Source organism: Streptomyces anthophorae (genome assembly GCF_049310305.1).
Taxonomy (GTDB): domain Bacteria; phylum Actinomycetota; class Actinomycetes; order Streptomycetales; family Streptomycetaceae; genus Streptomyces.
In genome coordinates, this window is the sequence record NZ_JBLWQQ010000001.1 from 1,399,429 (window position 1) to 1,415,586 (window position 16,158).

Genomic DNA, 16,158 nt, shown 5'->3' on the forward strand with positions numbered 1-16,158 from the left:
GCACTGCACTCACTCGGCGTCCGGCAGCAGGGAATCGAGGCCGTGCCGTCGCACCCCCAGAACGCGTTCCGTGACCATCGCATCGCTCGCGGCACTGAATGGGCCGCCGGGCGGGGCCGCTCGCAGGCGCGCGACGGCCTCATCCGCATCCGCGTTGACAAGATCGGCGTTGATGGCGGCGGCTGCGGTCACCCCCTGGGACTGAGCCTGAGCAAGTCCCGCCATCAGATCAGCGACATTCCCAGCAACCCACACGCCCGCAACCTCGGTTGCTCCCATAGCGTCGGCGGGCACATAGGTACCCAAGCCCATCGGGTGCGGCACCGGGCTGATGCCCAGCCCCGCGAGGAGAGCGCTACGGGCAACGAAGCGAGGGGCAACCACCAGCGCCTGCATGGGAATCAGCAGCCCGGAGTCGAGCCGGACACCGCTCAGTTTGCCGTCGGTGACCTCCACACCGGCCACCTCACCGTGCACGACCTCGATGCCGCGGGCGGCCAGCCGCTCCCACTGCTCCTCCTCGGGCTCGGGGCCGGTATGAAGAAAGAGAGTCACCCGGCTGGACCACTGACGGAACAGCAACGCCTGGTGCATCGAAGCAACTCCCGTGCCCAGCACACCGATAGAGGTGTCCTGGACCTCCCAGCCGTGGCAGTACGGACAGTGCAGCACATCCCTCCCCCACCTCTCGGACAGTCCCGGCAGCTCTGGCAGTTCGTCCGCCAGTCCGGTGGTGACCAGCAGGCGGCGGGCCCGGAAGACCTTGCCGCTCTCCGTCTCGACGCCGAAAAGCCCGTCTGCACGGGTCGCGTTCACAGCCCACTCCGAGACCACGACACCGCCGTACATCTGGACCTCCACCCGACCCGCGCGCAGCAATTCCAGGGGAGCCACCCCGTCGCGGGACAGCAGGCCGTGCGCTGCAGCAGCGGGCGCATTGCGGGGCTCTCCCGAATCGAGCACCAAGACAGAGCGCCGCGCTCGGGAGAGGGCCAGCGCCCCCGAAAGACCAGCGACTCCGCCGCCGATCACCAGCACGTCAAACACGTCAGAACCCAGATCGTTTGTCATGCCGAAACCGTGCGACCCTCGCGCGCCGAACGCTATTCTTCGTGCCATTTCGGCAAGGAACACTCCCGTTGCCTGCCTCTATATTCAGGAAGCACCGGAGTTCTGCGGCGCTCGCCACCGCCGGCAAAGCTCTAGAGGTGAACACCAAGGTCCCCCTGCATCCTCAGATCGTGCAGTGGTGGCGCCAAGAAGGAGGTGAAGCCATCGCCTTCGGCAGCGACGCGCACGATCCGGCTGGCCTCACCAATGGTTTCACGTACGCCGCCGCGATGGCGGAAGCCAGTGGATTCCGACCCGGACGACACCCACACGACTTCTGGAGGCGAGGCTGACTCGAGCCCACCTGACCCGCCGATCCCGACCTACTGGCGGATGCTCCAGGTCGACTCCGGCCACGTGCAGGGTGGGCGACGGTATCCAGCGCAACGGCGTTGGGCCACGTCGTCGGCAAGGGCACTTGGGACAGGTTGCGTGTCACAGGGATCGCCCGCTGCCCGAGCCACTGGGCAGTTTCAGGACCGGTGCCTGGCGGGCCAAGAAGTCCCACAGTTGGTCGGCGACCGGCCCGTGCGGCCGGTCGCGCCGGCGCGCTGCCGAGAGTTCCTCGACCACACCGGGAAAGTGCCGTCCGGCGATGGAGATCAGGCTTCCGTCGCGCAGCTCGGCCTCGATCATGAACCGCGGCACGTGTCCCCACGCCATGCCGTGCAAGATCAGTTCCTTCTTCATGAGGTGGTCCGGAACGGAGCTCCGGGGCGCGCCCTCGACCAGGAAATGACCTTGCTCGGCCGGATGTCGCGCCGAGTCCCGGACCACGCACTGGGTGAGGGCCTGCATTCGCTGCGGGGTGATGTCGGTGTCCGGAGGGAAGGGCAGGAAGCCGGGTGCCACGACGGGCACCAGCGCGACGCGACCGAGGTCGATCCACTCCATCCGCACGTCGCTCTTGGGGACCCGGTGCACGATGAGGTCGGCTTCGTCCTCCAACAGCCGCTCCCAGGGGCCGGTGACGGTCTCGGACTGCAGGTGGAGGCGCGTCTGCGGGCGCTGCGCGAAGAAGCTGCTGAGTAGCTCAAGGACCGGTGGCAGTGGACACAGGTCCCCGAGCACCACGCGCAGTTCGGCCTCTTCGCCCATCGCCAACTGCGCGGCGTAGGTCTGTAGTTCATCGGCCTCGTGCAGCAGGACACGCACCTTTCGGTGAAAGGCGTGCCCGGCCTCGGTGAGCCGAACCCGATAACCCGAGCGGTCCAGCAGCTCCAGACCCAGCTGGCGCTCCAGCTTGGCGACCGCCGCGAACACCGAAGGGTGCGAGCGGTGCAGCAGATCGGCGGCGGCCTGGAAGCCGCCGCCGCGCACCACGGCGTCGAAGCACTGCAATTCGTGGAGCGTGAAGTTCGACATTGACATTGTCCAGCGAACCTACAGTCTGCGTTCGATCTTTGTAATAGCTCTCTGCAGACGGTGTTCCTAGGCTCAGCACATAGCCGCTGGATCACAGGAGTTGTCATGACGTCGCATACCCGTACCGCCATCACCACCGGAGACGGTGTCCGCATCGCCTACCGCTTCGACGGCGATGAGAACAAGCCCGTACTGCTGCTCTCGAACTCCATCGGTACCGACCTCCACATGTGGGACGGCCAGGTGCCGGCTCTTACCGAACACTTCCGGCTGCTGCGCTACGACGCGCGCGGCCACGGCGCCTCCGATGCTCCCAGCGGCCCGTACTCCTTGGACCGACTTGGGCGCGACGTGGTGGAACTGCTGGACGCCCTGGACCTGAGGCGGGTGCACGTGCTGGGCCTGTCGCTGGGCGGAATCGTCGCGCAGTGGCTGGGGATCCACGTCCCGGAGCGCGTAGACCGTCTGGTGCTCTCCAACACCGCCGCGCACCTCGGACCGGCGCATCAGTGGGATCGGCCGATCGCCGAACTGCTGGAGGCCCCCGACATGCAGGTCACGGCGGAAAGCTTCCTGCACAACTGGTTCCCGGCCCACATGCTGCGCGGCGACAACGAGGTCGTCGAGGGCTTCCGCCGTACTCTGCTCGCCACGCGGCGCGAGGGCGTGGCCGGCAGCTGGGCCGCGGTACGGGACTACGACCTGCGCCGCACGGTCGCCCTCATCCACAGCCCGACCTTGGTCATCGCGGGCGAGCACGACACCGTCACATCGGCCGAGCACGGCAAGGAGCTCGCCGCGGCCGTCCCCGGGGCACGGCTCACCGTCCTGCCCACGGTGCACATGGCGAACGTCGAGGGGCAGGCGGAGTTTCTGGAGGCAGTGGTGGCCTTCCTCACCGAAGGCCCGTGATGAACGACGTCGTCACCGCAAGGGAATCCACCAACTACTTGGACTCCGCCGCCTCCGCCAGCTCCGGCACGGACCCCGCCTCCCGCCCGAAGAACAGCGACGCCGCGAACGCCACCAGGCCGATGACGCCCGCGAGGACGAACGCCGCGCTCAGGCCGCTCGCGTCGGGCGCGCCGGACGCGCTGTCGGACGCGCTGGACGCCACGGTGACGAAGACCGCCGTGCCGAAGGCGCCCGCGACCTGCTGCATCGTCGCGAGGATCGCGCTGCCGTGGGAGTGCAGGTGGTCCGGCAGCACGTTCAGGGACGCCGTCATCAGCGGGGTCATCATCAGGCCGAGCCCGCCCATGAGCAGCAGGTGCATGCCGATCACCGCGACCAGTGAGGAGTCCGGGCCGAGCAGCGAGAACAGCCACAAGGAGGCCGCCAGCGCGCCCGCTCCCGGGATCACCAGCGGACGGGCGCCCACCCGGTCGTAGAGCCGGCCCACCGGGCGGCCCAGGACGCCGAGGAGCAGACCGCCGGGCAGGACGGCGAGGCCGCTGACGAAGGTGGTCGTCCCCATGACCGTCTGGAGGTAGAGCGGCAGCAGGATCGCGGCCGCGCCCAGCATGCACATGAACAGCAGCGCGGACAGCAACAGGGCCACGGAGAAGGTGGGGTTCGCCAGCGGGCGCAGGTCCAACAGGGCGCGATCCTGGCGTTGCAGGCGCAGTTGGCGCAGCACGAACACCGTGAGGGACAGCAGGCCGGCGACGATCGGCATCCAGGGAGCGACCGTGTGCTCCCCGCCGCCGGACTCGCCGATGGAGGCGAGGCCGTAGAGGACGCCGCCGAAGCCGAAGGCGGAGAGCACCACCGACAGCACGTCAAGCGGCACCTTCCGCGTCTCGCCGTCCAGGCGCAGCCATATCGCGCCGATCGCCAAGGCCACCAGTGCCAGCGGCAGGACGATCCAGAACATCCAGCGCCAGCCCAGCGAGGACAGCACCGCGCCGCCCACCGTCGGGCCGATGGCCGGGGCCACCGCGATGACGATCGTGATGGTGCCCATCATCGCTCCGCGGCGCTCCGCGGGGACCAGCCGCATCACGGTCGTCATCAGCAGCGGGATCATCACGGCGGTGCCGAACGCCTGCACCACACGCCCGGTGAGCAGCACGCCGAAGCCGGGCGCGAGGGCGCTGATCAGGGTGCCGGTGCTGAACGCCGTCAGCGAGGCCAGGAAGACCTGGCGCGCGGAGAAGCGCTCCAGCAGGAAGCCGGTGATCGGGATGACCACGGCCATCGTCAGCAGGAAGCCACTGGTCAGCCACTGCACGGTCGTCGTGGAGACCCCCAGGTCGACGGTGAGGTCGCGCAGGGCGACGCTCAGGATCGTCTCGTTGAGGATCATCACGAACGCGGACGCGACAAGGACCGCGATGAGGACGCCGGCGCGCGCCGATGTCCCGGCCGCGGGCGTGGCGGCCGTACTGCCGTCCTCCCCGGGTGCGTCCACGTTCTCGACGTTGGTTGGCTGGCTCATGTGGGGCTGTACCTCGCAAGAGTCGGTCGAAGTCATGGGCCCGACGGGTCGGGCCGCTCAGGGCGCTCACCGCAGGGCAGGGGGAACGGCGCACACACACGCAGTGCGCACTCAACCCTCCAACGGCCGGTCGGGGCGGGGCATTCCCGGTATGACGGCGATCACAGCAGATCACCGGCGCGCGGCCTGCATGCCACCTCACCGGTCCTCGCCGGCCTATCCCTGCGGGAAGTCGACACCGGCAGCGCGCAACCGCGCCTCAACCAGGGCGTTCAGGCGGGAAATCGAGGGTGCGTCGTCCTCACGGTGGCGGTTGACCAGTGCGTAGCGGGCCGCGTTGTCGGACCGGCCTTGCAGGCCGGTTCCCGCCGCCAGCAGCTCGCGGTCGGCCAGCACCTTCTCGGCGAGTTCTGCCGCCAGTTCGTCGAGGCGCGGGTCGTCGGGCCGCCAGGAGCCCGCCTCCCAGGCGCGCTTGGTCAGCTCGACGTGCTCGGGATCGTCGAGGAGGTGCTCGAACCGGGTCAGGAAGGTTTCGAGCATCTCCGGGACAAGGGCTCGGGTGAGCACCAGCGCCTCCCGCTGCGTGCTCAAGTACTCAGCGGTGAAGCCGAGTTCGGTCATGCGGTCCAGGACCGCGCAGGCCCGGTCGGGCAGCAGGGCCCTGTCGCCATGGGTGATCCGGTCCAGCGTGTCGCGGCGCGCGACCAGCTCCTCGATCTGGTCGGTGAGCCTGCGGTGGACGTCGTCCAGGGCCGCGGTGAACCGCTCGGGCGCCGCGTCGAGCAGTTCACCGACCTCGGCGAGCGGCACTCCCGCCCCGGCCAGGGTCCGCGCCTGGACGAGCCGGAGCAGTTCGGCCGAGCCGTAACGCCGGTAGCCCGACGTGTCCCGCTCCGGCTCGGCGACCAGACCGAGCCGGTGATAGTGCCGCACGGTCTTGATCGTGACACCGGCGTACGCCGCCGCCTGACCGATGGTGAGCCCACCTCTGGCACGCATCCGTTCCCACTCCCCCCGTTGACGCTTGACCTTGACCTTAGGGCAGGGACCAAGCTCGCCGTACTGCCACTTCAGGCAGCGCCCCAGACGATCCAAGGAGACAATCATGAGCCAGTCCCCGCACACCGCAACCGACTTCGCCGCCGACTCGGACCGTCCGCAACTGCGCGGCGTCCTCCAGGAGATCGTCGACTCCGGCATCACCGGCATTCAGCTGCGGGTGCACGACGACCAGGGCGCGTGGGTCGCCACCGCCGGGGCGGCCGAACTGGACGGCAGCGTCGAGCCCCCGGCCGGCGGCCACGTCCGTATCGGCAGCAACACCAAGACCTTCACCGCGACCCTGGTGCTGCAACTGGTCGCCGAGGGCAAGGTCGACCTCGACGCGCCGGCCGTCGACCACCTCCCCGAGTTCGACCTCGACCGCCGGATCACGGTGCGCATGCTGCTCCAGCACACCAGCGGGGTGTTCAACCACACCGGCGAGTTCGACGCGGACGGGACCATGGTCCCCGGGATTCCCTCGACCCTCGCGGGCAAGGAGTGGGTGGACAACCGCTTCCACACCTACCGGCCGCAGGACCTGGCCCGGCTGTCGCTGTCGAAGCCGCCACGGTTCGAACCCGGCGCGGGCTGGAGCTACTCCAACACCAACTACGTACTGGCCAGACTGCTGGTCGAGAACGTCACCGGCCGCCCGATCGCCGAGGTGACACGGGAGCGGATCCTGGACCCGCTCGGCCTGACCGGCACGGTGGTCCCCGGCGCCTCGCAGGACATCCCCGAGCCGTACGCCCACGCCTACTACCGCTACGAGGACGCCGGCCGGCCGCACACGGTCGACGTGAGCCACCAGAACCCGTCCTGGGTCGACGCCGGCGGCGACATGATCTCGACCGCCCAGGACCTGCACACCTTCATCTCCGCGCTGGCCCGCGGCGAACTGCTGCCCGCCCCGCTCCTCGCCGAGATGAGCACACCGCACCCCGACAGCGGCTTCGGCCTCGGCCTGCGCATCCAGCAGACCGGCGGCGACACCCTCCTGTTCCACAACGGCGGCCAGGGCGGCCACGCGGCCCTGATGTACAGCACGGCCGACGGCAGCAGGACCCTGACCGCCGCGCTCAACTACGTGGACGACGCCGCGATGACCCTGGCGGTCCCGTTCATGAAGGCGCAGGACAGGCTCGTCGAGGCGGTGTTCGGCAGCTGAGCCGGTGCGAAAGGGCGGGCGCCGGGGACCGGGTGGGCCTCAGCGCCCGGTGGCCCGGCTCCATGCCCGCCCGGCTCCTCGCCGCCGCGAAAAGCTCGCCGTCACGCGGCCGACGACGGTCCGTACGCCGCTTCGCGCACCGACGAGCGCCTGTACTCCGATGAGGACCCAGACGAAGTTCGACGTCACCGAAGGCCATGCCCCGCTGGCGGCGGCGGAGACGGCCAGAAGTGCGCCACCGAGCATGTTGATCAGCTGAAAGGCCGGGGCGTCCGGCTCGATGACCCGACGCGAGACCATCAGATAGGCGGCAGCCGTGCTCAGGGCGCCCACCCACCCTGCTGCCGTCGCCGCGGAGGTCATCATTGCCTGCATGTCCCCCATGGTGGACACCCACGGCATACAGATCAATCGAAGTTCTCTACGCCGGGGGTTAAGCTGAATTGAATGGATGTGGACCCGCGGAAACTGGCCGTTCTGCTCGCCGTTCACCGGGCGGGCGGGATCCTCGCGGCCGCCGACGTGCTGCACCTGACACCCTCCGCCGTGTCGCAGCAGATCGCCCGCCTCGAATCCGAGGTCGGCACCCCGGTCCTCGACCGCCAGCCGCACGGCGCGGTGGTCACGGCCGCAGGCCGGGTTCTGACGGAGACGGCCGAACGCATCGAGTCCGAACTGGCGGACGTCACACGGTCGTTGGCGGCCCTGCGGGAGGAGGTCTCGGGCACCGTGGTCATCGCCGCGTTCCAGACGGTGATCCGGGCTCTGCTCGTCCCGCTGGTGCACCAACTGCGGGACGCGTTCCCGGGTTTGGAGCTACAGATCCAGGAGATGGACGGCGACAAGGCGCAGCAGGAGCTGCGTGCCGGAACGGTGGACCTCCTGATCGTCGAGGCCGAGACCCCCATCGGCCGCAGGTCCGCGCGGGGCACCCGCGACGTGCCGATCCTCGAGGAGCCCTGGGTGGTCGTCACGCCCGCGGGAACCCCGACCCCCGCCACGCTGACGGACCTCGAACACCTCACCTGGCTCGGTGTCGACACGGACGCCGCCGCCCACGACGCCACCGAACACGTACGCCGCGGGATGGCCGTTGCCCGCACCGCCCACAGCTACTACGACTACAACGCCGCGCTGGCGCTGGTCGCGGGAGGACTGGGTGTCGCCGTGGTGCCGTCCTTGGCCGTGCTCGGCATGCCCGTCGAGGGCGTCAAGACGGTGTCCGTGCCGGGGCTCGGCCATCGCCGCTTGATCGCCCGGCACCGCACCAGCCGTGCCGAGCCCCGCAAGGAGGTGGCGATCGTCCTGGACGGCATCATCAAGGCGGCAGCGGAGCTGCCGTCGCCGACGGCATGACGCACTCCGGCGCGAGCCTCCGGCATGAGCCTTCTGGCGTGCGCCGGAAATATTCACTCGCCCACGCCCCACCGACCCGCCTACCCTTTCCCCGCAGCTTCCTTCCGCACGGCGCCCCTGCCCGTGTGGCCGAACGACCGGGCCCCGTGCCCACCGAGAGGGTGTCTTGATGACCCGGCCCGCGCCGAGCGCGCCTCACCGCGACGTACCACGTACACGTGCACGTAGGGCACGTAGGGCACGTAGGGCACGTAGGGCGCCTGCCGCACGTACACACCGCGGATAACCGACCGACCCGATCCGATCCGGTCCAACCCGATCCGATCAAGCCGTCGAGGCCGCTCGGCCTGCTCTTGCTGTCGATGACCGACTCCCCAGCAAGGAGCACAGGTGTCCGAGCACACCCCCAACCCGAACCCCAGCCCCACCCTCAAGATCAGTACGTTCGTCTGCGCCTGGTGCGGTCTCACCGTGACCCTGGCCGATCCGGACGGCCGCAGCCGTAACCACTGCCCTTCGTGTCTGCACTCGCGGCATGTCCTGGACCACGTCCAGGGCGGCCGGACCGAGTGCCACGGCCGGATGTCCCCGATCGCCATCGCCGTCCTGCGGACCGGCGACTGGATGATCGTCCACCGCTGCGTGCGGTGCGACGAGCTCACCTCGAACCCGGTAAGCCCGGACGACAACCAGTTGGTGCTGATGCGGATGGCGGTACGGCCACTGGCCCAACCGCCGTTCCCCCTCGAAGCGTTCGGAACGCTGTGAGCGGGGAGGCCCGGCATGCCACGCCGTAACCGAACGTCGTCCGACGCCCCCGCTTCCCGGCGGCGCCGCCAGCGGGACAAGGACGTCCTGCACGCCCAGCGCGACGGCCACCGCACCCGCGACTTCCGCTGCGCGGGCTGCCGGTTGGACGTGTCGCTCGACGCGCCGGGCAGCGGCCACCGCAACCACTGCCCGAACTGCCTGACCAGTCTGCACGTGGACGCCCGGATCCCGGGCGACCGCGCGTCGGACTGCCGGGGCCGGATGGCCGCGTTGACGGTGTCCTGCCGCCCGGACGGTGAGTGGCTGATCGTCCACGAGTGCCTGGCGTGCGGCGAACTCTCCACCAACCGCGTCGCGGGCGACGACAACGCCCTGGCCCTGATCCGCCTCGCGGTCCTCCCGCTACAGGCCACGGGCCGGGCGGCGAACCGCACGCTGTTGATGCTGTGAGAGGGGTGGGCCGGTACGGGCGCGCTGCCCGTACCGGCCCACCCCTGCGGCCCACGCCGTCGAGGTCCACTGCCCGGACCGCGTGGCGCGCTAGCCTTCGCAAGTGGAGACGTATCCCCCAGATGATGGCCAGCGGCAGTGGGCTGCCGTGCTGGTCGCCTCTTCGGCCGGCGGCATTCAGGGCCTCGGCACGCTCCTGGGCGGGCTGACACCCGCGCTGCCCGTGCCGATACTGGTGGCTCAGCACCTCAGACGATCGCGCGAGACGGACATCGTGGCCATCCTGTCGCGTCACACCCGCCTGCCGGTCAAGCTCGCCGAACACGGGGAGCGCCCGCGGGCGGGCACGGTCTACATCGCCCCGCCCGACCGGCACCTGTGCGTTGCGGACGACGGGACTCTGGCGCTCACGCACGAGGACCGGGTCAACTACGCCCGCCCCGCGGCCGACCCCCTCTTCGAATCGGCGGCGCGGGCGTACGGATCCGGTGTCATCGGCTGCGTACTCACCGGCTCGGACAGCGACGGCGCCCAAGGCATCGAAGCGGTCAAGGCACAGGGCGGCACCGTCATCGTCCAGGACCCGGAAACGGCCGATTTCCACGGCATGCCCAAAGCCGCGATCAGCACCGGGCAGGTGGACTTCGTCCTCCCCCTCGCCGCCATCGGCCCCGCCCTCACCCGCCTCGTCCAGTCCGACTCCGACACCGTCTGAGCGCGACAAACCGGTTCCGCTGCCCGATGGGTGGCGCTTGAATGGGACACGATCAAGCGGAGCGGCTTCGGAGGACGTAGCGTGCGCAAGCCAGTGGCCGGCGTCAACGAGAGCAGGATGACACGCACACTGTCCGCGTCGGGCGTGGCCGTCGCTCTGACGCTGCTGGCCGCCGGCTGCTCTCCGCCCCAGCTCGCGCTGGTGGCGATCGGCAAGGGCGCGGACAGGGACGTACGGGCGCTGCTGCGCCCCTGCGCGGACGACGACCGTTACCGGGTCTCGGTCACCGCTGCCCTGAAGGACGAGCCCACCGATACCGCCGTCCTCGACGGCTGGGGGACCCGCCCTTCCGCATCGATCACCGGCGAACAGGAGATCAGCCTCTTCAGGCCTCCCAGAAGCTGGATCGACACCCCGGGCTCCGCCACCCAACTGGCGCCCGGCGTGGACTACTTCGTGCACTTCTTCGTCGGGCACGGCGACACCGTCCGCTACTCGGGCTTCACCGCGTTCGAGCGGGCCGACCTCAAGCGCCTGTCACCCGGGCAGTGGCTGGTCGACGGGAAGACCATGACCCGCGCCGAGTTCGAGACACACGTGGACGACGTCTGTTGAGCCCGCCGTGCGCTGACTGAACGCCTCGGCCCGCCCCTGCGCGAACCACCCTAAACGGAGTCGTAACCTCCTCCCCAATATCCCCTCCGGACTATCGAGGGACCGTCACTCACAGCTGTGTAGGCTGCCCCGGCAGACCAGTGAAGTGCCGTGAAACGGGGGCTACTTCGCGACGACAGGGAACTTTCCATCCGTGGGAGGCACCATGTTCAGACGCGTCACGATTCCGCTCAGCACCGTGTTACTTCTGCTCGGAGCCGCAACACCGTCGGCCATCGGCGCCGACGACGACGGCGGCTCGACTCCAGGCAAGACGCTCTACCGAGACACCGAAGTCAAGATCTCCTACCGCAAGCTCGACGCCGACGACCCGCTGCGGAGCAAGGTCCCGCCGGCCATCCGCGAGAAGGCACCGAAGGGCTCCTACCTCGCGCGGTTCCAGGTCGAGAACATCTCCCAGCACAGGATCAACGACTGGTCCCTGACCTTCGAGTTGCCCGACCGGATCACCGCCACCGACGCGGTACGGCTCGACTCGGGGCAGGGCGACCGTGCCACCTTCCAGAGCACCCCGGCGAACAAGGTGATCGAGCCGGGCGAGACCTCCACGCTCTGGTACAGCGCCCGGCCCGACGGCAGCGCGCACACCCCGACCTGGGCGAACTTCGCCAAGGACGGCGCGAGCCCGACCAAGGACACGGACGGCGACGGCCTCACGGACGACATCGAGCAGCGCGCCAAGCTCGACCCGAAGGCCAAGGACACCGACCACGACGGCCTGTCCGACTTCGTGGAACTCGGCAACCGCAGCGACGCGCTCAAGCGCGACACCGACGGCGACGGCGTCCCCGACGGCCAGGAGGACCCGGACGGAGACACCCTCACCAACCTGCGTGAACTGAAGCTCAAGACCGCCGCGGGCAACCCGGACACCGACGCGGACGGCCTGAAGGACGGCAAGGAACTCGCCCAGCACACCGATCCGGTCAAGGCCGACACCGACGGCGACGGTGTGGAGGACGGCGCCGAGGGCCGTATCGGCTCCGATCCGCGCACCGCCGAGTCCGCCTTCGACGTGAAGCGCACTGCGGACGGCGGCGTCACCGAGGCCTCCGCCGCAGCGGAGGGACTGCGGCCCGGGCAGGTGCAGGGCTTCGACATCACCAAGCTCCCGGCCGACCAGAAGCAGTTCCCGAAGTCCACGCCGGGCTATCTGGGCAACGGCTTCCAGCTCTCGGCCGACAAGGCGTCCGACCGGGCGAAGGTCTCCTTCACGATCGACCCGAAGCGGACCGGCCCCGGTGCCGAGCCGGCCGTCTACCGCTACGACGACACGTCCCAGCGCCTGGTGAAGGTGGCGGACCAGCGGATCGACGGAGACACCATCACGGCCACGGCCGGCGGCCCGGCCAAGTACGTCGTGCTCGACAGCCGGGCCTTCGACAAGGCGGTCGAGCAGGGCGCCCGCACCAAAGCCGGCCGTGACGCCCAGGACGCGACCCGGTCCAAGGACTCCGACAAGGACGGGATCAGCGACTACGACGAGCGGCAGATCCGGGACGGCCGCATCCTGACGGGCAATGGGCTGCCTGTCGGAAAGCTGGACCCCGCCGACCCGGACTCGGACGGCGACTCGGTCGTGGACGGCAAGGAGGTCGAGGTCGTCACCGGGAAGCTGAAGGGGGCGGCGGACCAGGTCTACGCGAAGCTCGCCTCGGATCCGCTGAAGCGGGACTCGGACGGCGACGGGAAGCGCGACGACGCCGACAAGCAGCCCCTGGTGGTCGTGCCGACGAACATGCTGATCCACCAGTCGGCGAACCGGGAGGGGTACCGCAAGGAGGCCGACCCGAGTGACGTCAAGGTGCCGCTGAACCCGCTGGTGGCGGACGACCTGACGTTCAACGACTACACCTACGACGAACTGACCGATCTCAGCTGGCAGTTCTACGTCGCCTCGTTCACTCCGGAGTCCTGGATGTGGGGCGAGTTCAACAGCATCATGAACGCCGGAAAGGCGGGCGCGGACTACGACCACCAGCAGGCGGTCGTCGACCTCTACAACGGGTTCCGCTACGGCCGCGGCGGCGAGAGCGCAGGCACCGTCACGGTGGACGACAACTTCGACCCGACCCGCTTCCAGACGGTCGGCTCCGGCACCGCCCTGTCCCGCGCGGTCGCGGCATCGCCTCAGGAGCAGCAGTACCTCGAGAAGGCCGGCGGCATCATCACCCGGCTCCTCCAGGAGAACCGTGGTGACACGGCGCCGTTCACGGTCGGCGACAAGCTCGACCAGAACCTGCTGTACCAGGAGTTCAACCGCACGGGCCTGCAGTACCCGGTGTACGACTTCTCCGCGACCGACGACAACCAGCGGGCGCTGTCCATCGCCATCCACCAGTTCCACGGACACACGATCCAGCTGAAGGACTACACGGTCAGCGGGAACACGTTCTCCGGGACACTGCGCTTCCACTCCTACGACCACTTCGGTCTCGACCCGGACGACGAGATCACCACGTACGGCTTCATCGACTGGTTTACGCTGCAGCACTACGACCGGTTCGACGGGAAGTACACCCCGCCGATCGCCCAGGCAGACGTCGAGGTGCCCATCAGTGGGTCGTTCTGACTCCCTAGAGCTCGAGCAGCGCGCAAGGCGGCGCTCGCCGGCCAGGATCCTGCTCGTCACGCTCATCGTCGTGGCGGCGGGCGTCATGGCCTGGCGGGTCGCCGTCTTCGCCATGCTGGGGTGGCACTTCGGCAGCGGCTTCGACGAGCGGCGCTTCGACAAGCTGGAGCAGCGGATCGAGCCCCGGCAGGCCGCCTTCGCCAGGGCCGACGCCCGTATGCGCCAGCTGGCGGCCGCCCACCCGAGGGCCGAAGTGATCACCTGGATCCAGCCCCGCATCTGCGTCCGTGACGCCGGGCGTCCCGAGGAGTGCGAGCCGACGACTCCGCGGGACCGGGCCACGTACGACGCCCTCTGGGGCACCGACGTGATCCTGTACCAGTCGCACGACAAGGATCGCGTCTTCTTCCGCTTCTACGGAAACGACCCCCCGATCTACACCCTCATGCACGCCCCCGCCGACACCGACCCCGACGCGTACGCGGACCCCCGCGGCTTCCGCACCACCCGCTCCCTCAGCCCCGGCTGGACCCTCCTGGGCCCCATCCCCGACGAGGACCAGGACAGCAGGCAGTGGCAGTACGACTGACACCAACACCCCGACCCACGGGGGTCAGCCCTTGACCGCCCCCGCCGCGAGCCCCGACGCGAGCCGGTGCTGGACCGCCACGAAGAAGATCAGGACCGGCACCGTGACCAGTGTGGAGCTGGCCATGACCGGGCCCCAGCTCGTGGTGTTCTCGCCGAAGAACTGGAAGATGCCGACCGCGGCCGTGTACTTGTCGCTGCTCTTCATGAAGGTGTACGCGAAGACGAACTCGTTCCACGCGGTGATGAACGCGAAGATCGACGTGGCGACCAACCCCGGCGCGACCAGCGGCAGCAGGACGGAACGGAACATCCGCCACCAGGAGCAGCCGTCGATGTACGCCGCCTCTTCGATCTCCTTGGGGACGGTCTGCACGAAGCCCCGCAGGGTCCAGATGGCGAAGGGCAGCGACAGCGCGGTGTAGACGATGGTCAGGCCGAGGAGGCTGTTGAGCATGTCGTAGTCGCGCATCTGGATGAACAGCGGGATGACGAGCGCCTCCAGCGGCACCATCTGCACGATCAGGACCATGACCAGCACCGAGGTGCGGAACCTGAACTTGAAGCGGGCGACCGCGACCGCCGCGAACAGCGCGAGGGCCGCCGAGACCACGACCGTGCCCAGGCCGACGATCGCCGAATTCAGCAGGTACGTACCGAAGTTGCCGCGTTCGAAGACCGTACTGAAGTGGTCGAAGGTGAGGCCGCCGGGCAGGAGGTCCGCTCCGCGGCTCTGGGCCTTCGGGTCCAGGGCCGTCGAGACCATCCAGTAGATCGGGAAGAGGGTGAAGAGCAGGAGAGCGGCGACGGCCGCCGGCAGACCGACCTTGGAGCCGAGGGAGGACCGCGTCGTGGCGGGCATGTCGGTGGTGCTCACAGGTCCTCCTCGCCCTGCCGGAACAGGGTGCGGATGTAGATGATGGTGATCACGAGCAGGAGGAGGGTGAGCAGGACCGCCGCCGCGGCGCCCGTCCCATAGTCTTCCTTGGCGAAGGCTTCGAGGTACGAGTAGACGCCGAGGTTCTCGACCTGCTCGTTCTGGCCCTGGCCTCCGGGCATCAGGAAGATCTGCGTGAAGACCTTGAAGTCCCAGATGGTCGACAGGATCGTCACCACGAGGAACACCGGCTTGATGGCGGGCACGGTGACCTTCCAGAACCGCTGCCAGGCGTTCGCGCCGTCCAGCATCGCCGCTTCGTAGAGCTCCTTGGGGATGGTCAGGAGTCCGGCGAAGACGGTGATCGCGACGAACGGGAAGCCGTGGTGGACCACGTTGAGGGTCCCGATGGCGTAGAAGGAGAGGCGGTCGGTGAACCAGTTGCTGGAGTCGGAGCCGCCCACCAGGGCGCTGAACAGGCCGTCGCCCGGCTGGAAGAGCCAGATCCACACGTAGGTGCCGGTGACCGCGGGCATCGCCCAGGCGGCCATGATCGCGGTGGAGCAGATGGTCCGCCAGACCGTGCCGAGACGGTTGAGGAGCAGGGCGACCGCGGTGCCGAGCACCACCGTCAGACCGACACAGGCGATCGCGAAGAACGCGGTGTTGGGCAGCACCGTCTTCCACAGCAGATCGCCGCTGAGGAGTTCGACGTAGTGGTCGAAGCCAGTGAAGGTGGCGACGCCGCCGCCGAACTTCACCTCGTAGTCCTGCAACGACAGGATCCCGACCTGGATCATCGGCCACAGCAGCAGTCCCGCGAGGACGACGAGGGAGGGAGCGAGCAGCAGCCAGGGCCGGGTGAGGGTGGTCCGGCGCTTTCGCTTCAGCAGGCGTTCGGACTCGGGCGAGGGCGGGGGCACGGGCGGCCGGCTGCCCTGGCTCTCCGGGGCGTCCACGGTCCCGGTGGCGAGCGTGCGGTTCATGGAGCGCTCTCAATGGTCGGATGTGCAGGGAGAGTTGAGGG

The 16,158-nt window shown here is 69.1% G+C and carries 17 protein-coding genes; 10 read left to right on the forward strand and 7 right to left on the reverse strand.

Annotated features, from left to right (window positions below):
• Positions 1-9: 9 nt before the first annotated feature.
• Positions 10-1,071: an NAD(P)/FAD-dependent oxidoreductase gene (locus tag ACNYS0_RS06225; protein ID WP_422471654.1), complete on the reverse strand. Its 1,062-nt coding sequence runs from the start codon at positions 1,069-1,071 to the stop codon at positions 10-12.
• Positions 1,072-1,208: 137 nt separating this feature from the next.
• Here ACNYS0_RS06225 and ACNYS0_RS06230 point away from each other — a divergent pair, with 137 nt between their 5' ends.
• Entirely contained in the window at positions 1,209-1,403 is a 195-nt protein-coding gene (locus tag ACNYS0_RS06230) for a hypothetical protein (RefSeq protein WP_422471655.1), read from the forward strand.
• A 142-nt stretch (positions 1,404-1,545) separates the two neighbouring features.
• On the opposite strand, the gene ACNYS0_RS06235 is transcribed toward ACNYS0_RS06230, so the two are convergent.
• Positions 1,546-2,475, reverse strand: coding sequence for a LysR family transcriptional regulator (locus ACNYS0_RS06235; protein ID WP_422471656.1), 930 nt, complete (start codon positions 2,473-2,475; stop codon positions 1,546-1,548).
• Between the two features lie 105 nt (positions 2,476-2,580).
• Between ACNYS0_RS06235 and pcaD the strand changes: the two genes are divergently transcribed.
• Positions 2,581-3,387 (forward strand): 3-oxoadipate enol-lactonase, encoded by an 807-nt coding sequence (pcaD, locus tag ACNYS0_RS06240; protein ID WP_422471657.1) that lies wholly within the window; start codon positions 2,581-2,583, stop codon positions 3,385-3,387.
• 34 nt (positions 3,388-3,421) lie between these two features.
• On the opposite strand, the gene ACNYS0_RS06245 is transcribed toward pcaD, so the two are convergent.
• Entirely contained in the window at positions 3,422-4,915 is a 1,494-nt protein-coding gene (locus ACNYS0_RS06245) for a DHA2 family efflux MFS transporter permease subunit (RefSeq protein WP_422471658.1), read from the reverse strand.
• Positions 4,916-5,131: 216 nt separating this feature from the next.
• Complete coding sequence (locus ACNYS0_RS06250; protein ID WP_422471659.1) at positions 5,132-5,914, reverse strand: MerR family transcriptional regulator; 783 nt, start codon at positions 5,912-5,914, stop codon at positions 5,132-5,134.
• A gap of 106 nt (positions 5,915-6,020) precedes the next feature.
• Here ACNYS0_RS06250 and ACNYS0_RS06255 point away from each other — a divergent pair, with 106 nt between their 5' ends.
• A complete protein-coding gene (locus ACNYS0_RS06255; RefSeq protein WP_422471660.1) occupies positions 6,021-7,127 on the forward strand; it encodes a serine hydrolase domain-containing protein in 1,107 nt (368 codons plus the stop codon).
• A 39-nt stretch (positions 7,128-7,166) separates the two neighbouring features.
• On the opposite strand, the gene ACNYS0_RS06260 is transcribed toward ACNYS0_RS06255, so the two are convergent.
• The gene (locus tag ACNYS0_RS06260; protein ID WP_422471661.1) at positions 7,167-7,502 is read right to left on the reverse strand and encodes a CBU_0592 family membrane protein; all 336 of its coding nucleotides are present in this window, start codon (positions 7,500-7,502) and stop codon (positions 7,167-7,169) included.
• Between the two features lie 72 nt (positions 7,503-7,574).
• On the opposite strand from ACNYS0_RS06260, the gene ACNYS0_RS06265 reads away from it, so the two are divergent.
• The 7 genes from ACNYS0_RS06265 to ACNYS0_RS06295 all read left to right on the forward strand — a co-directional run bounded on the left by ACNYS0_RS06265 (position 7,575) and on the right by ACNYS0_RS06295 (position 14,255).
• Positions 7,575-8,483 carry a LysR family transcriptional regulator gene (locus tag ACNYS0_RS06265; RefSeq protein WP_422471662.1) on the forward strand — a complete coding sequence of 303 codons (909 nt, stop codon included), beginning with the start codon at positions 7,575-7,577 and terminating at the stop codon, positions 8,481-8,483.
• Between the two features lie 390 nt (positions 8,484-8,873).
• The gene (locus tag ACNYS0_RS06270) at positions 8,874-9,251 is read left to right on the forward strand and encodes an RNHCP domain-containing protein (protein ID WP_422471663.1); all 378 of its coding nucleotides are present in this window, start codon (positions 8,874-8,876) and stop codon (positions 9,249-9,251) included.
• A 15-nt stretch (positions 9,252-9,266) separates the two neighbouring features.
• Positions 9,267-9,704 carry an RNHCP domain-containing protein gene (locus ACNYS0_RS06275; protein ID WP_422471664.1) on the forward strand — a complete coding sequence of 146 codons (438 nt, stop codon included), beginning with the start codon at positions 9,267-9,269 and terminating at the stop codon, positions 9,702-9,704.
• Between the two features lie 103 nt (positions 9,705-9,807).
• Positions 9,808-10,419: a chemotaxis protein CheB gene (locus ACNYS0_RS06280; protein ID WP_422471665.1), complete on the forward strand. Its 612-nt coding sequence runs from the start codon at positions 9,808-9,810 to the stop codon at positions 10,417-10,419.
• Positions 10,420-10,536: 117 nt separating this feature from the next.
• The gene (locus ACNYS0_RS06285) at positions 10,537-11,034 is read left to right on the forward strand and encodes a hypothetical protein (protein WP_422471666.1); all 498 of its coding nucleotides are present in this window, start codon (positions 10,537-10,539) and stop codon (positions 11,032-11,034) included.
• A 205-nt stretch (positions 11,035-11,239) separates the two neighbouring features.
• A complete protein-coding gene (locus ACNYS0_RS06290; protein ID WP_422471667.1) occupies positions 11,240-13,666 on the forward strand; it encodes a DUF3289 family protein in 2,427 nt (808 codons plus the stop codon).
• Positions 13,653-14,255 carry a hypothetical protein gene (locus ACNYS0_RS06295; RefSeq protein ID WP_422471668.1) on the forward strand — a complete coding sequence of 201 codons (603 nt, stop codon included), beginning with the start codon at positions 13,653-13,655 and terminating at the stop codon, positions 14,253-14,255. Before ACNYS0_RS06290 ends, ACNYS0_RS06295 begins: the two co-directional genes overlap by 14 nt.
• Before the next feature lie 24 nt (positions 14,256-14,279).
• On the opposite strand, the gene ACNYS0_RS06300 is transcribed toward ACNYS0_RS06295, so the two are convergent.
• Together ACNYS0_RS06300 and ACNYS0_RS06305 are read right to left on the reverse strand one after the other, a co-directional pair.
• On the reverse strand, positions 14,280-15,116 hold the full coding sequence (locus ACNYS0_RS06300; protein WP_422482478.1) for a carbohydrate ABC transporter permease: 837 nt from the start codon (positions 15,114-15,116) through the stop codon (positions 14,280-14,282).
• 11 nt (positions 15,117-15,127) lie between these two features.
• The gene (locus ACNYS0_RS06305; protein WP_422471669.1) at positions 15,128-16,117 is read right to left on the reverse strand and encodes a carbohydrate ABC transporter permease; all 990 of its coding nucleotides are present in this window, start codon (positions 16,115-16,117) and stop codon (positions 15,128-15,130) included.
• Positions 16,118-16,158 lie beyond the last annotated feature (41 nt).